The 15,907-nt window shown below is 38.2% G+C and carries 15 protein-coding genes; 4 read left to right on the top strand and 11 right to left on the bottom strand.

What is annotated here, in order from left to right; all coding sequences use genetic code 11:
* The first annotated feature begins 389 nt into the window (after positions 1-389).
* On the top strand, positions 390-1,235 hold the full coding sequence (locus tag RGB74_RS06690) for an STAS domain-containing protein (protein ID WP_310762212.1): 846 nt from the start codon (positions 390-392) through the stop codon (positions 1,233-1,235).
* Between the two features lie 289 nt (positions 1,236-1,524).
* Here RGB74_RS06690 and RGB74_RS06685 read toward each other — a convergent pair whose 3' ends face one another.
* From RGB74_RS06685 to RGB74_RS06640, 10 genes are all read right to left on the bottom strand, one after another.
* Positions 1,525-2,886, bottom strand: a complete 1,362-nt coding sequence (locus RGB74_RS06685; protein ID WP_310762211.1) for an aspartate aminotransferase family protein — start codon at positions 2,884-2,886, stop codon at positions 1,525-1,527.
* Positions 2,887-2,900: 14 nt separating this feature from the next.
* The gene (locus RGB74_RS06680; protein ID WP_310762210.1) at positions 2,901-4,367 is read right to left on the bottom strand and encodes a CoA-acylating methylmalonate-semialdehyde dehydrogenase; all 1,467 of its coding nucleotides are present in this window, start codon (positions 4,365-4,367) and stop codon (positions 2,901-2,903) included.
* Positions 4,368-4,487: 120 nt separating this feature from the next.
* Positions 4,488-6,110, bottom strand: a complete 1,623-nt coding sequence (locus tag RGB74_RS06675) for a PucR family transcriptional regulator (protein ID WP_310762209.1) — start codon at positions 6,108-6,110, stop codon at positions 4,488-4,490.
* 70 nt (positions 6,111-6,180) lie between these two features.
* On the bottom strand, positions 6,181-6,417 hold the full coding sequence (locus RGB74_RS06670) for a hypothetical protein (RefSeq protein ID WP_310762208.1): 237 nt from the start codon (positions 6,415-6,417) through the stop codon (positions 6,181-6,183).
* A gap of 30 nt (positions 6,418-6,447) precedes the next feature.
* The gene (locus RGB74_RS06665; RefSeq protein ID WP_310762207.1) at positions 6,448-6,660 is read right to left on the bottom strand and encodes a KH domain-containing protein; all 213 of its coding nucleotides are present in this window, start codon (positions 6,658-6,660) and stop codon (positions 6,448-6,450) included.
* 65 nt (positions 6,661-6,725) lie between these two features.
* A complete protein-coding gene (locus RGB74_RS06660) occupies positions 6,726-8,186 on the bottom strand; it encodes an NCS1 family transporter (RefSeq protein WP_310762206.1) in 1,461 nt (486 codons plus the stop codon).
* Positions 8,187-8,432: 246 nt separating this feature from the next.
* Entirely contained in the window at positions 8,433-9,848 is a 1,416-nt protein-coding gene (gene hydA / locus RGB74_RS06655; RefSeq protein ID WP_310762205.1) for a dihydropyrimidinase, read from the bottom strand.
* Positions 9,849-9,886: 38 nt separating this feature from the next.
* The gene (gene preA, locus RGB74_RS06650) at positions 9,887-11,173 is read right to left on the bottom strand and encodes an NAD-dependent dihydropyrimidine dehydrogenase subunit PreA (RefSeq protein WP_310762204.1); all 1,287 of its coding nucleotides are present in this window, start codon (positions 11,171-11,173) and stop codon (positions 9,887-9,889) included.
* 34 nt (positions 11,174-11,207) lie between these two features.
* The gene (locus tag RGB74_RS06645) at positions 11,208-12,545 is read right to left on the bottom strand and encodes an NAD(P)-dependent oxidoreductase (protein WP_310762811.1); all 1,338 of its coding nucleotides are present in this window, start codon (positions 12,543-12,545) and stop codon (positions 11,208-11,210) included.
* A 99-nt stretch (positions 12,546-12,644) separates the two neighbouring features.
* A complete protein-coding gene (locus tag RGB74_RS06640) occupies positions 12,645-13,535 on the bottom strand; it encodes a nitrilase-related carbon-nitrogen hydrolase (protein ID WP_310762203.1) in 891 nt (296 codons plus the stop codon).
* A gap of 556 nt (positions 13,536-14,091) precedes the next feature.
* Between RGB74_RS06640 and RGB74_RS06635 the strand changes: the two genes are divergently transcribed.
* From RGB74_RS06635 to RGB74_RS06625, 3 genes are all read left to right on the top strand, one after another.
* A complete protein-coding gene (locus tag RGB74_RS06635) occupies positions 14,092-14,526 on the top strand; it encodes a DMT family transporter (protein ID WP_310762202.1) in 435 nt (144 codons plus the stop codon).
* A 144-nt stretch (positions 14,527-14,670) separates the two neighbouring features.
* A complete protein-coding gene (locus RGB74_RS06630) occupies positions 14,671-14,994 on the top strand; it encodes an aminotransferase yhxA (RefSeq protein WP_310762200.1) in 324 nt (107 codons plus the stop codon).
* A gap of 19 nt (positions 14,995-15,013) precedes the next feature.
* Entirely contained in the window at positions 15,014-15,409 is a 396-nt protein-coding gene (locus RGB74_RS06625; RefSeq protein ID WP_310762199.1) for a DUF350 domain-containing protein, read from the top strand.
* A 28-nt stretch (positions 15,410-15,437) separates the two neighbouring features.
* Here the strand turns inward: RGB74_RS06625 and RGB74_RS06620 are convergent, their stop codons facing one another.
* Positions 15,438-15,887 (bottom strand): RNA helicase, encoded by a 450-nt coding sequence (locus RGB74_RS06620; RefSeq protein ID WP_310762198.1) that lies wholly within the window; start codon positions 15,885-15,887, stop codon positions 15,438-15,440.
* Positions 15,888-15,907 lie beyond the last annotated feature (20 nt).

The raw sequence follows: 15,907 nt of genomic DNA, 5'->3' as shown, positions 1-15,907 counted from the left end.
CGACTTAAAGTAGAATGTCTCATCTTCTGCTGGTAGCCGAAGAACGACTTCATGTTCAGATGATTTGATGGTTTCATAGTTTCCTGTAAAACCCTTATTTACCTTTTTAAATTCACCAGAAATCCAATGTTCAATTTTTTGTATGTAGTCCGTTTTATCCATTTTGTTATGAGTATCGCATCTTCCACTCCATTATGGATCTGATCATTGCACCACGTTCAACTGACATAAAAAACACCTTCCCAAATTACATATAATTTATTTATTGGCAAATCATTATTACGTTACATAATTATTGAGTGGAATAACTTAACACAGAATAATTTAATGTCCTTTATTAATCTTGTGGTAAGATAAAAGGAAATATTGTTGTGGGGGCATTCCTAAAATTGAGTTCATATACTACTATTGATCGAAACAAGGCTCAAAAAATATCTACTAAAATATTGAGTGTCAAAGAAGAACTGATTGAACAAATTTCAAGAACTAACATTCAAAAATATTCAAATCAAGTGAATGATAATTTATTTGAATGGCGGCATAATCTTATAGAAATTTATGCACTTTCTGTTACCGAAGATCTTGAGGTATCTTTTAATACTTTAAAAGAATGGGGAACAAACGCAGTAAATTTGCTAGTTGATTTAGATTTACCTATTGAGATCGCTTTAGAAGAGGTACGCATCAATCGAGATACAATTGGTACTATTATTAAAGATGAAGCAGAAAACTTTAATCTATCTCTTGACGATTTTTATGCGATTCTTTCGCGCTTTAACTTCGTGGTCGATCGTGCGATACATTGGTTGAGTGTTTCCTACTCACGCCAATATTACACAAGAATAAACGCAGCAGAGGCAACCGCATTAGAACTCTCTATTCCCCTTATAAAAGTAACGGATGAAATCGGAGTTCTTCCTCTTGTAGGAGATATTGACACAAAGAGGGCACAAGAACTTATGAATAAAGCCCTAAACAAAGGAACCGAATATGACTTGTCTTTTTTAATAATCGATCTATCCGGAGTACCTATTATAGACACTATGGTAGCAGACCGGATATTCAAAGTTGTAAATGCTTTAAAACTAACTGGGATTGAGACTGTGTTGACTGGTTTAAGACCGGAAATCGCTCAAACCATGGTCCAGCTTGGTATAGATATGAAAGATATCCCGACTTTTTCAAGTCTTCATCATGCCATGAAAGATCTACAAAACAACATTTTGAACCCTTAAATATAGAAGAAACACTAAAAAAATAAGTAGTCCGCATCCCTAGAACACTTGGCTACCTAAGTGTTCTTTTATCACGCCTTCTTGAATATGAAAATAGCACTGTCATATCAAGACAATGCTATTCTCGAAATGATTATCCATTTAAATAATAGACAAAAACTTTTCTATCCTCATCCAATTCTAATGACAACCGTTTAAATGTCTGTTTTCAATTGTAAAGTTGTCTAAAGATAACGCTAGCATCAGTTTCTCTAAATCCAATTTAATTATTTTCACTTTTGTTTATCCTTTAATTTACTAATGCCTTCAATCCATTTGAGAGAGTTTGAATGATAAATGCTAAATCATCGTTTTCAATACTTAACGGAGGCGCTATTGTTAATACATTATTATAGCCTGCTACTGTCACCCCGTTTTTCCCGATGATCAGTCCATTCTTTTTACAGATTCCGATCACTTCATTTACAGCGTTTGATGCAAGCGGCTCTTTCGTTTCCTTATCTTTTACAAGTTCAATGCCGACGAGAAGTCCCTTACCGCGAATATCACCAACATATGGATTGTTTTGTAATCGAGTTTGTAATTCGTTTAATAATAGATCACCTAATTCTCTAGAACGATCGAACAGCTTTTCATTTTCCATGATTTCAAGATTTTTCAAAGCCAGTGCACAAGCTGCAGGATTACCGCCGAATGTGTTGATATGTCTAAAGAAATCGTATTCATCATTTCCTTTAAACGCCTCATACACCTCTTTCTTTACCGCTGTTGCAGAAAGCGGCAAGTAAGCAGATGTTATGCCTTTTGCCATTGTAATGATGTCCGGCTGCACATCATAATTCATAAAGCCAAATGACTTTCCTGTTCGACCAAACCCGCAGATAACTTCATCTACAATAAGTAGAGCACCATGTTTATCGCAGGTTTCTTTGACTGCCTTCATGTATCCATCAGGAGGCATCAACACGCCGCCACCTGTAATAATAGGTTCCATAATCATCGCTGCTACTGTCTCACTAAGTTCCCACGTCATCATCCGATCGATTTCTTGTACACAAGCCATTTTATGTGCATCCTCCAGATCAGAATCAAGCATCCGATAAGTGTCTGGAGGTGAAACATGAAGAAACCCAGGTGCAAGCGGCTCATATTTGTATTTTCTCTGTGCTTGACCCGTTGCTGCTAAGGCCCCCATTGAATTGCCATGATAAGCACGATAACGTGAAACAATTTTGTATCGATTATTTTGTCCTTTTTGCTGGTGGTATTGTCTTGCGATTTTAAAAGCAGCTTCATTCGCTTCAGACCCGCTGTTAGAAAAAAAGATAACATAATCCCCGCCGAGCATTTCATTTAACTTTTCAGCTAGTTTTACAGCTGGCAAGTGACTATGGGTTAAAGGAAAGTATGCCATTTCCTTCAATTGTTCATAAGCAGCATCTGCAAGTTCTGTTCTGCCATAACCTACGTTTACACACCACAAACCAGCCATTGCATCTAAATATTTATCACCGTTTATATCAGTTACCCAGGCACCCTTGGAACTCGTAACAACCATAGTTGAGTTCGGATTATAGGGTTTCATAGAATGCCAGACAAACTGATCATCTTTTTTTCGGACATCTTGGGATTGATCGACTTTAGGAACCATTATTCTCCACCCCTTTAGTAATCGTAACGAGATGTAATCATTTTTTTACGGGTATAGAAATTGATGCCATCTTTACCGTTCACATGGAGATCTCCATAGAAAGAATCTTTCCACCCAGAAAACGGGAAGAAAGCCATTGTCGCCGGAACACCTACATTAATTCCGAGCATACCAGCATCTGCTTCTTCACGGAATTGACGGACAGCTTGTGCATTTTTCGTATAAAGTGTGGCGCCATTGCCATATCTAGACTTTCTAATGTATTCTAGACCTTCATTTAAATCTTCAGCACGTAAAATACTGAGGACAGGCGCAAATATTTCCTCCTTAGCAATCGTCATTTCTGGTGTGACACGATCAAATATCGTTGCTCCAAGGAAATTCCCTTCATTGAAATCTGACATTTCACGTCGGCCATCTCGAATTAAGTCCGCACCTTCTTCAATGCCTTTTTCAATAATCCCGAGTACCTTTTGTCGATGAGAATCTCTAATGATCGGCGTCAATAAAACTTCATCATCTAATCCACTGCCTATTGTAAGCTCATCTGCTTTCTTACGGATTTCTTCTACAAATTTATCATTATTACCAACTACTACTACGGCGCTGCATGCCATACAACGTTGACCCGCACTGCCAAAAGTTGAACTTATGATATTTTGAACTGTTTTTTCTAGATCTGCATCAGGCATTACAATATGGTGATTCTTAGCTCCGGAAAGGGCTTGCACTCTTTTACCGTTTAACGCCGCTTTTTCATATACATATTTCGCAACAGGCTGTGAACCGACAAATGATATAGCTTTAATACCATCATGCTCCAAAAGGCCATTTACAACATCATGAGCACCATGCACGATATTGAAAACACCATCTGGTAAACCTGCTTCCGTTAATAATTCCGCTAAACGATTAGCTAGAATGGGTGTTCTTTCAGAAGGTTTTAGAATAAACGTGTTTCCACACACAATCGCTAGTGGAAACATCCATAATGGCACCATCATAGGAAAATTAAAAGGTGTAATTCCTCCTACAACACCTAGCGGATATCGAAACATCTCTGAATCAATATCTTCTGCTATGTTAGATAGGGTTTCACCCATCAAATGAGTTGGAGCTCCAGAAGCAAATTCAACACATTCAATTCCACGTTGAATTTCTCCGTATGCTTCTTTAAATGCTTTACCGTTCTCCTGAACGACTAATTTGGCAAGTTCTTCATGATTTTCTGTCAAGAGATAGTGGAATTTAAACAGGATACGAGCACGTTTTGGAACCGGCACATGTTTCCACTTCTGGAATGCAGCATCAGCTGCCTGAACAGCTTTGTCGAGATCTTCTTTCGTTGAAATCGGCACACGGGCCAAAACTTCACCGGTTGCCGGATTTGGCACTTCTAAATCGTCAGTACTATTCGATGCGACCCATTGACCATTAATATAATTTTTCAACAGTTTTGTATCACTTTTCGTTACTGTCATACTAATTGTGCCTCCTTTTGATTTCTTTCCCTGCTTCCTTAATTATCTAGAAATCAGGAAAAGGTTACATTAGACAAAACGTTAAATTGTTTTACCTGTTCCTTCCACATAATGTAGAGTTTAAGTTGTCACTTGCTCTTTAGTTTTTACATTTTGCATAGATTCTGATGAAAATAAATAATCATTTACGAATAGCATCAATTCTATTGCAAGCCGCTTTTCGAAATTTGTAATAAAATCCTTTCCTAGAAGTCTCTCAAGCTTTTCGATTCGATAGTATAAAGTCTGACGGACTACGAATAATTTTTTTGCCGTTTCCTTCTTCGACCCGCTGCACGCCAAATAGGCTTTTAGAGTTTGCATCAGCTTTCCGTTGTATTTCCGATCATACTCAATTACAGGACTCAAGTACTCTCTCATCATCTCATGAAGATTTTCCTGCTGTTTAAAGAGACTTATGACTCGGTACATATGTAAATCTTCGTAAAAAATACACATTCGATCTAGTTCACTATTTTTTTGCAGCCGAAAAGTTTCGACAGCCGTTTCGTAGCTTTTCCCTATTTTAGCTAATTTTTTATTGTACTGGCCAACTGCAAAATTTGAAAACTTGCACTTATGCTTCTTTAAGAAATCGGTTTGATGAACTTTATCCATTCCGTTTTTCAGGCGTTGTTTCCACGTTTCAACACCGCGTTTATTTAGTAAAATATAGACGAAATAGCCTTGCCTTTCAGTCGTTATCAAATGAAATCCTTGCTGTTCGAAAATAGACCGGATAAAAAGTATTAAATAAGTTAGATCAGCATTGGTCGTTTGTTGTGGAATTTTACAAATCGCAACAGTACCACCATTAACACTCATTTCTCCTTCATGATAAAAAAGGTTATCCATAGTCTGCTTTTCACTGTATCCCCCATCTAGCCAATTGTTGATCCACTCATACTTTTCCGTACGTTTTGTTTCTTCAACATAAAGTTCACGGAGAAACAACTGTGACAGCGCAGTTGTCGTTCGATCAAGAATGAGTTGATCGAATTCATTAATTTCACGTTCTTTCGAGAAAATGAATATTTCCCCATATTGTTGTTCCATCACCTGAAGAGACTGCTTTACTAGAAATGGAGATTCTTGATTCTTTAGGACGCGCTCTCTAACCTCAAGTTTTGTTTCTTCACTGCATTCCGGCAAAAAAATGGTTTCAGCGGACGTTGTGTTCATGATAATGTGAAGGCCGGTATATTCATACATCAACTTCAGCATTTCATCTCTGTTTTCAAATGTTAATAATTTTTTATTAAGCTTTTGTGAATACTCTTCTAAATCTTGAATCATTTGGTAATGCTGATTTATGAGTTGTGCGTGAATATCTTGAGTGATATTAACAAATTGTACTTCTTCTAGAAATAAAATGATCGGGAATCTATGCAGGTTCGCTAAATCCACAACCTCTTTAGGAATAGATGAAGTGTACGTGCCGATCTCTATACAAAGACCGGCAGCACCGCAATCTATTAATTGTTGCAGAAAATCACTTAATAATGCAGGGTTATCTTTCCAAACTACGCCTGTCGATAAAATCAGTTCATTTCCATTTAACAACTTTTTGATGTTGGGGACTTCAACAACATGAACCCATTTTACTTGGCGTGTCAGGCCCTCAAATCCTGCAATAACTATTGTTTTGTCAAAATGGTCCCTATACAAAATATCTTTCACTGCTAGACTCGAATGATTTTGCACACCTGAACACTCCTATCTTTAGGCGACAAAACGAATGCACGTATTGGTTTAATGTATTTTCTTCATAAGCTCATGAACTTTTAATATTCATGTACGTATCTAATGAATTAAGCATCTTTTGAAAGGAATCTTGATCATCAAAGTCTTCTGAATTCCAGTTACTGAGCACCCATTCAGCCAACTCATGAGGAGTATTGAAGAATTCACCGCTTGAATCTGCTTTTCGCAACATATACCGGCCGTTGTCTTCATCAATCGTTACTTCACATGGAAACACACTACCCTTGCACTTCAGTGAAAATTCCATTAGCAGCTCTCCTTTTCCTAAGCAAAACAGTTACACGGATTGTTTCTGCAGAACCATTAAGTTTGAAAAGTACTTGCGTCCATCAGCTGTTTTGACATGAATAGTAACTGCATCATCATTTGATTTCTCAAAATGAACAAAAGCCCCGCTCAAATTTTCTAATATTCCTTTAATTTTATAGCCTTTTTCCATCATGAAATCAATTTTCTCACGCTCAAGCATGTATTCTTGATAATCTGACATCTACAAGCCCCCTCTAATTAAAAGTGTCGTAGGTGACCCAACAAAGTTAAGCCATTCCTATCCAATTATTTGGCATCTTTCAATTCCACATCTTGAGTCTCATCATTCAAATCCCAATCCCTGCCGACTGTAATACCAAGATATTTCTCATCACTTGGATCTTCGATTTCAGCTTGCTTATATTTTTGGAAGTACCAATATTTACAAAGGACATAATAACAGACTGCACCGAGAGCAAAACCAATTAAAAAGGAATAACTTGGGAAGAAGTATGAGACTGTTGCTCCAATAATCCAAGATATGAATCCTGCAACGTTTACTCCTCCAGCATATTTAAACTGACCATCAAATTTGTATAAATCATATACATTTACACGGCGTTTTCTTAATAAGTAATAATCAGCAAATAATATGCCGACAATAGCTGAAAGAATTCCTCCTACGATAAGAAGCACGGGAATGATGATTCCAAAAAGGCTCCAAGGCTGAACAATTGTCCCAACTATACCAGCTGCAAATACACCAGCCCAGAAGGGAAACTTTGGACCGCCTACATTTGAAAAGATGGTAGCTGCCGGAACGATATTCGCAGCGATATTCGTTGACCACTGCGCCAGTACGATCATGAGAAGGAGTACGCCAAGTATAAGTCCCGTTGCAGTTTCCTGCAGAGCCAGTACAGGATCATAATTTTTCACAGCGATATAAGCAACCGCTCCAATGATGATCATGAACGTCTGAGTCAAAGGCAGAGCGATTAAATTGCCAACTAAAGCTCCCTTATTTCTTTTGAACCAATTCCGTTCAAATTTAGGTGCTTTAATAAAGCGTGATATGGTAGGGATATCTGCGGATAAAGTCGCCCAGAATCCCATGTTGCTGAAAATAACAACAAGGAAAGCTGTAAATGCAGCTGATCCTACAGCAGGATCCTCTGCCCAGCTCCATACATTCCTGCCCTCAGAGGCAGCTGTGCCAGCAAGTTCCGAATACATCCAGATCGAGATCAATAAGATAGTTGGAGCTGCCATATCAGCAAAACGCTCTACTGCTTTAATACCAAGTGCTGTATTGATTAATTGAAGAAGGGCAAATATCAAGAAACAAATAAACCAGTTATTAAAGTTGAACATCAATCCTAAAATCCCGTTCATCGCAGTTGCACCGAAATAGGTATTTATTCCAAACCACATTGATGCCGCTATACCACGGACGATTGATGGGATATGTGTTCCAATTGTCCCGAATGGCGCACGCATGTAAACAGGAAATGAAAGACCATGTTCAATACCTATATCAGCAATCAGTGAAATAAATAACCCGATACCAACGGAACCAATAACTGTCGCAAGGACAACTAGAGGAAGGGGTAATGACATTACACCAGCTCCACCAATTGCGAATGTTGCAAGGACTACAACCATACCGACCCACATGAATGAAAAGCCGAGTGTGGTTATTTTTCTCTCATTTTGACCGATAGGCAACAAGTCAGGAGACTTTAAATAGTTTTCTTGTTTTTTCATAAACAATCACTCCCTATAATATTGCAATTGGTGTCACGACTGGTTGATTGATCATCTTCCTTCGTTTATGCCATAGCTTTGAATCTGTCATTTAGCTGTTTTTGTAGCCTTTTTTGCTCTTAGAAATGGTTGATTTCCGCTACAGGTTGCTCGCTTTCCGCGGGGGCGTGCGGTGAACCACCTTGGAAGATGGATAAAGAACTATATTAAAGGAAGCATGTGTGCTCCTGCGTCTAAAGTGCTCTATTAAATAGGCAATTTTTCATCGACTGAACTTAGGTTTTCATTATATTTGGCTCTTTTCAAATAATTTCCGTTACCTGGTTTTCCGACAAATTGCTTATCACGTATAACAAATTCACCTCGTGAAAGCACAGAAACCGCTTCTCCCGTCACTTTCATTCCTTCGAAAGCATTGTAATCTACACTCATATGGTGCGTTTTAGCAGAAATGGTTCGTTCGACTGTTGGATCAAAAATTACGATATCTGCATCTGCTCCGACTGAAATCGTTCCTTTTCTAGGATATAATCCAAATAGTTTCGCAATTCTAGTCGACATAATATCAACAAATTGATTGAGCGTTATACGACCTTTCAATACACCTTCTGAAAAAAGAATACTAACGCGGTCTTCAATCATTGGACCACCGTTTGGAATTTTAGAAAAGTCTCCTCTTCCTAGCTCTTTTTGGCCTTTAAAATCAAAAGAACATTGATCAGAACCAAGTGTTTGAAGATGCCCATTCTTTAATGCATTCCAAAGCACATCCTGATTCCATTTTTCTCTAAGCGGCGGAGACCAAACATATTTTGCTCCTTCAAAATCTGGTTTTTCTAAATAAGTTTGATCAAGCATTAAGTATTGCGGGCACGTTTCACCCCAAACGTCATAGCCTTTATTTCGAGCATCAGCAATTTTTAGGACTGCCTCTGCACAAGACACATGAACAACATAAAGCTGTGATTTTGCTAAGCCTGTCAACTGAGCAGCTCTAGCTGTCGCTTCCCCTTCAACTTCCGGTGGTCGCGTAAGAGCATGGTAAATAGGATCCGTTTTTCCGTTTTCTAAAGCTTCTTTTACAAGGTAGTCGATTACATCACCATTTTCAGCATGTACCATCACTAATCCACCGAGTTTTTTTGCGGTGATCAGTGTACGGAACAATGTTTCATCGTCTGCCTGGAACACATTTTTATAAGCCATGAAAACTTTAAAAGACGTAATCCCTTCTTCATCCATTACTTTTGGAAGCTGTTCAAGGACTTCCTCATTGAGTTCAGAGATCATCAAATGGAAGCCGTAATCAATCACTGATTTATCCTTCGACTTTTTATGCCAAATATCAATGGCATTTTGTAATGGCTCTCCTTTGTTTGTGAGGCAAAAATCGATAACGGTTGTCGTACCGCCGAACGCAGCTGCAATTGTTCCACTCTCGAAATCATCTTTGGAGACAGTCCCCCCAAATGGCATTTCTAAATGAGTATGCGGGTCAATACCCCCAGGAAACACATAGCACCCCTTTGCATCAATCATTTCAGCTCCTTGCGCATCCAATTTTTCACCTATTGCTACAATCCGTTCATTCTCAATTAAAATGTCAGCAGAATACGTATCAGAAGCCGTTACAATAGTTCCATTTCTTATTATTTTTCTCACGCTTTTAGTCTCCTTTCATCTGATCTTAAATCGTAAACTCAGCTAGGATTTTTAATAGGATCTGCTTGTATTGATGAGAGTATTGTTTGTCTTTCATTCCAGGTCATAGGTTCATATTCACTATCAATCTCAATCATGTCGATCGCGCCATCAACCGGGCAGACGATTGAACAAAGATTACATCCAACACAATCTTCTTCTCGAACTTCTAAATACGGGTTGCCATGGCCATCTTTTAACATATCAATGCATTGATGTGATGTATCCTCACAGGCTATATGACATTTATTACAATTGATACATACGTCATTATTGATTCTGGCTACAATTTTATAGTTGAGATCCAGATTACCCCAGTCTGAATACTTAGGTACAGATTTCCCAATAATGTCTCTTACAGATGCAATCCCTTTTGAATCAAGATAGTTGTTTAAACCATCTGTCATATCCTCAACGATCCTGAACCCATGGTGCATGGCGGCTGTACAAACTTGGACATTCGAAGCTCCCATTAACATAAATTCAACCGCATTCTGCCAATTTGAAATTCCGCCCATTCCGGAAATTGGAACGTTTATCCGCGAATTCCGTGCACATTCACCTACCATATTGAGAGCAATCGGCTTAACTGCAGGTCCACAATAACCACCGTGTGCACCTTTACCGCCTACATGTGGAATCGTGTTCCAAGAATCAAGATCCACACCTGCCAAACTATTAATTGTATTGATCATACTGACAGAATCTGCCCCTCCTCGAACTGCTGCTTCAGCTGTAACTGTAATATCCGTAATATTCGGTGTGAGTTTAACGATGACTGGTGTTTGTGCAACCTCTTTCACCCAATATGTCTGCTTTTCAACAAGATCTGGAACTTGACCTGAAGCAGAGCCCATACCGCGTTCAGCCATACCGTGAGGACAACCAAAGTTAAGTTCGAGTCCGTCAACGCCTACCGCTTCTACTTTTTTTACAATTTCATGCCATTTTTCTTGTTTCGGTTCTACCATTAGAGAAACTACTACTGCATGATTAGGAAAACGTTTTTTCGTTTCATAGATTTCTTTTAAATTGACTTCAAGAGGACGGTCAGTAATCAATTCGATGTTGTTAAACCCGGCAACACGCTGACCGTTAAAACTGACTGCCGCAAACCTTGAAGAAACATTTAAAATAGGATCGCCGAGCGTTTTCCATACAGCTCCGCCCCACCCCGCTTCAAATGCCCTTTGTACTTGGTAGCCTGAGTTAGTCGGCGGTGCTGATGCCAGCCAAAATGGATTAGGTGATCGTATGCCAGCCAGGTTAATACTTAGATCTGCCAATGTTATTCTCCCCTTTCCGATGTTCTTTTGTTTGTTAAGCTGTTATGGATTGTTCTTTGTATTGCTTGTGTATGGCATAGGCTGCATTCTTACCTTGCTGGGCTGCAGTTACAACCATCGCTTCTCCTATTCCTTTTCCAAAAATAACATCACCGCACGCAAATACTTTCGGATTAGAGGTTTGGTAGTTTTCAGAAACTTGAACAACGCCTCCGTTATGTTCAAGATTGAACAGTTCGATTAAGCTGGTATGCCGTGTTTGGCCAATCGCTTTAATTACTGCGTCCACTGGTAGAATGAAGTTTGAGCCTTCGATTGGAAACGAACGTCTTCTTCCATCTTCGCCTGGTTCACCGAGATCCATTTTCAAGCACTCGATCGCTTTAACTCGTCCGGCTTCATCACCATGAATCTTGATTGGCTGAGTCAGCCAGCGGAATTCAACTCCATCTTGTTTTGCGAATTCATATTCAAAATCATACGCCGTCATTTCTTCTTGTGTACGGCGGTATAGAATTTTCACATTTTGGGCCCCTAAGCGAACAGAACAAGTCGCACCATCTATTGCCGTATTACCAGCACCAATTACAACCACATTTTTCCCAACATATTGATTGGATAATGGCTTTGTTTTCGTATCTTTTACAAATTCAATCGCATCATGGACACCTTCAAGTTCTTCACCTTCAATGCCCATATTCGGGACATGTGCCATTCCTGCAGCAAGCACTACACGGTCATAAGAAGTTAAGAGTTCTTCAGCTGAAATATCTTTTCCTACTGCTGTATTTGTTCGAATTTCTACATCAAGCTGACGAACTTGATCGACTTCCCAAAACGATATATGTTGAGGTAATCGAAATGAAACGATACCGTAAGTGTTCAATCCTCCTGCTTTTTCGGCAGCTTCAAAGATTGTTACTTTATATCCGAGTAATGCGAGTTCCCGTGCTGCAGATAACCCAGCGGGACCCCCGCCAATCACTGCAACTGACTTTCCATTACTAACACCCTTTTGAAAAAGTACCTGGTCATTCCTAATCGCCCAGTCCGTCGCATAACGCTGCAAATCCCCAATCATAATTGGTTTAGTAGAATGATTGAGTACACATGCTCCTTCACAAAGTTCATCAGTCGGACAAACCCTTGCACAGCTCGCCCCAACAGGATTAGATGTCATAATCGTTTGCGCAGATCCTTTAAAATTTCCTGATGCAATTTTTTTAATAAATTTCGGAATATCAATCCCAGTGGGACAAGCTTGAATACAAGGTGCATCATAGCAATATAAGCATCGATTCGCCTCTTCAAATGCTTCCTGATTTGTAAGTGCTGGATGAAATTCCTGAAAGTTTTTTGCCAGATCTGTCATCGAAATGTGTAGCTTTTCAGATTTAGTCAACTGTTAAGCCCCCTTTTGAGATGATAGAAATATGGATTAAAAAGGAGTAGCACGGCTTTAGCCAAAAATTTATGGGAGTAATGCCGTCATTTCTCCATACGTTTCTGGGCGGCGGTCACGATAAAATTGCCATAGATCACGCACTTCCCGAATCATTTTTTTATTCATTTCTCCAATGATTACTTCATCTTGATCCCGGCTGCCAATGGCAACAAAACTACCACGAGGGTCAACTAAATAGGATTGGCCGTAAAACTCACCCATTTTCCAAGGACCTTCTGTTCCAACTCGATTGATCGCGCCTAGATAATAACCATTTGCAACTGCATGTGCTGGCTGCTCAAGCTTCCATAAGTATTCAGATAATCCTGCAACAGTAGCTGAAGGATTAAAGACAATTTCAGCACCTTTCAATCCTAGTAGTCTTGCCCCTTCTGGAAAATGACGATCATAACAAATATAAACACCTACTTTTGCGAATGCTGTATCAAAAACGGGATAACCCAGGTTGCCAGGTTTAAAGTAATATTTCTCCCAGAAACCACATCCCTCATTCCCCACTTTTACATGCGGGATATGCTGTTTCCGGTATTTTCCCAGGTAAGAACCATCAGCATCAATAACAGCTGCTGTATTATAGTAAGTGGCAATACCTTCACGTTCATAAATAGGCAGAACGATAACTACTCCCAATTCCCTCGCTAATGCCATAAATCTGTTTGTTGTTGGCCCATTTGGAATTTCTTCAGCTGAGTCATACCATTTTGAATTTTGTTCTGCACAAAAATATGGACCATAGAATATCTCCTGTAAACAAATAATCTGAGCTCCTTTTTCAGCTGCGTCTCTTACAAGTTTTATATGCTTCTCAATGGATTTTTCTTTATGAACCGATACAGGCTCATTACCATCCACATCATGAATCGCTTGAATCAAACCAATTTTTACCAAATCAGACATTTCTATTCCTCCTCTAATTTTGTTTAGTATGTAGCCTCTGTAAATGGATTTAATTTTTATTTGAATCTTTTGAATATTAAGTCTATTTTATATGTTTAATAGATTTATTACATTTAACATAATGTAAAAAAATAACGATCGTTTTTTATCACTTTGTAAAGAAGAGCTGATTTTTTGTGGTAATCCATGGAAAAAAGTAGAATAATTGAATGTGATAGGCTTGTGGCATATATCTCTGTAACAAAAAGACAGGGGAATCTTACAAACTGAAAAAACATGCATTAAAATAAAGAGACGCTGTTCAAATGTATCGTTTGATAGCTCGTCCTCCCTTTCTTTGTATAGATTAAGAAACAAACTTATTAGAAAAAACGTATCATATACACTTTAAATATATTGTAGAATTTACGAGGAAATATCCTCTCTTTTTGTCGTTTTTTGAAATTTCTAATAATTTACCTTAAAAATTTTTACTTTATGTTAAAGTAGTATCACTGTCGTAGAAATCCTGATTGTTAGTTTTTACCTATAACAAATGAAAAGGTGTTGACGATCGATGAACTGGTTAATGGTCTTAACCGTTTTTATGGGTGGTATTGCTGTATCAATTCAAGCAGGTGTAAACGGAGGATTAGGAAAACAAGTAGGTGTAATTGAAGGAGCATTCTTATCATTCCTTATTGGAACGATTGCGTTATTTTTTATGATGCTCATTTTTGGAAAAGGAAATATCTTAAATGTCACTACTGTACCGAAATGGCAGCTTATTGGAGGGTTATTAGGTGCTTTTTATGTTTATACACTCGTTCTTTCTGTCCCTAAAATCGGTGTTGCGGCTGCAATAATTGCAATCATTGTTGCACAGCTAATGACAAGTTCAATTATTGATCATTTTGGTTTGCTTGGAATGAAACAAATTCCAATTGATGGGCAACGAATAACTGGATTTTTATTTCTGATCGCAGCTCTTTTTTTATTTACAAAAAGATAATTCTTTACATACTTATGTTGTTTCAATCAAAGAACTAATAAAAGCAGAGTGGAAACCTTTTTAAATTTTTTTCGTACATGAAATATATGGTTTTCAATTACAAGGTCTGCATACTATAATTAGGCTTGGGATGAGGTGAAGATTGTGAACAAAACAAAAAAGCTAATTGCGGGGGTTTCAACTGCTTCTGTAGCCGTTTTGCTTTCAGGCTGTAATAATCAGACACAAGATATTCCGCCTGAACCGACAGATACGGAGTGCCAAGATTGGGAATGGGATGCTGATGATGGCGTTTATGAGTGTGATGATACAAACTCTCGTTATTTTGGCCATTATTTTTATGGCGGAAGTTTCTTTAACAGCAAAAGCAGTTTGTTAAAAAGTTCTTCTTATAAGTCCTACAAAAGCAGTTCCAGTTTTAAGGGTGGGAGTTCTGGGTTTGGAAGCGGCAAAGGCTTTGGCGGATAAAAATTGAGGAGTTGCTAAAATGAACTTATTTTTAAATTTTACATTGTACGCTGCTACAGGTCTTGCTCTTCTCTTCGTTGGATTTGTAGTATTTGAATTAACAACAAAAACAAAAGAGCTAAAATTGATCGCGAATGGCAATACAGCAGCAGCTTTGTCTCTTGGCGGTAGGTTATTTGGACTTTCATTTGTCATAGGATCATCTATTGCAAACTCTTTAAGTATTATCGATTTATTGATTTGGGGTACAGTTGGAATCATTGCACAGATCATCGCATTGTTTGTAGCTGAACATTTAGCGATTCGTTCAAGTATCTCTAAAGCAATCGATGAAGACAATAAAGCAGTTGGATTACTGGTTATGTTTTTAAGCCTTTCAGTCGGCTGGGTTATTGCTCAGTGTTTAACGTATTAAAAAAGCATGCGGATTATCACCCGCATGCTTATATTTTTTCTCCAACATACATCACATAAACTGCCCTGTCCTCATCTATTTCTGCTGAATCTCTCAAATATTGACCTTTTTGCGGAATATCTATCACATCTTTTAATAAATAGCGAATTACATCCCAATGGTTATTTAATGCTTGCAGGTGCAATAATGGCATTTCTCCCGTTTCGCTATATTGACGAAACTCAATAAATATCCCTCTACCTTTATAGCTCGCTTCATCTGTAAATTTTTTAGCTGCTCCCTTTTCTTTAACAACTAAAATCTCTTCATTGTCTTTCATTTCATTTGATTGCAGTTCATATTCAATGCCGCCATGAACGAAATACTCGCAAAGCTGGCGAGCATATTTTTCATCATGATTCATATTTTCAGGAATTTTATAGCTTAAATAAGGTTCATACTCATCTAATTTTTCTATGTAATATGTCAGTTCCATCATTTTCAATCCCTTTTCAATTT

This window comes from Bacillus sp. NEB1478 (assembly GCF_031582965.1).
Lineage (GTDB): Bacteria > Bacillota > Bacilli > Bacillales > Fictibacillaceae > Fictibacillus.
This window is presented reverse-complemented; position numbering and strand designations above follow the sequence as displayed.

Bases quoted from the DNA above. Each gene is read 5' to 3' on its own strand.
- RGB74_RS06660 (WP_310762206.1), bottom strand. From the start codon at position 8,186: ATGAAAAAACAAGAAAACTATTTAAAGTCTCCTGACTTGTTGCCTATC.
- RGB74_RS06685 (WP_310762211.1), bottom strand. From the start codon at position 2,886: ATGGTTCCTAAAGTCGATCAATCCCAAGATGTCCGAAAAAAAGATGAT.
- RGB74_RS06645 (WP_310762811.1), bottom strand. From the start codon at position 12,545: ATGACAGATCTGGCAAAAAACTTTCAGGAATTTCATCCAGCACTTACA.
- RGB74_RS06670 (WP_310762208.1), bottom strand. From the start codon at position 6,417: ATGGAATTTTCACTGAAGTGCAAGGGTAGTGTGTTTCCATGTGAAGTA.
- RGB74_RS06680 (WP_310762210.1), bottom strand. From the start codon at position 4,367: ATGACAGTAACGAAAAGTGATACAAAACTGTTGAAAAATTATATTAAT.
- RGB74_RS06635 (WP_310762202.1), top strand. From the start codon at position 14,092: ATGAACTGGTTAATGGTCTTAACCGTTTTTATGGGTGGTATTGCTGTA.
- RGB74_RS06620 (WP_310762198.1), bottom strand. From the start codon at position 15,887: ATGATGGAACTGACATATTACATAGAAAAATTAGATGAGTATGAACCT.
- RGB74_RS06625 (WP_310762199.1), top strand. From the start codon at position 15,014: ATGAACTTATTTTTAAATTTTACATTGTACGCTGCTACAGGTCTTGCT.
- RGB74_RS06665 (WP_310762207.1), bottom strand. From the start codon at position 6,660: ATGTCAGATTATCAAGAATACATGCTTGAGCGTGAGAAAATTGATTTC.
- RGB74_RS06640 (WP_310762203.1), bottom strand. From the start codon at position 13,535: ATGTCTGATTTGGTAAAAATTGGTTTGATTCAAGCGATTCATGATGTG.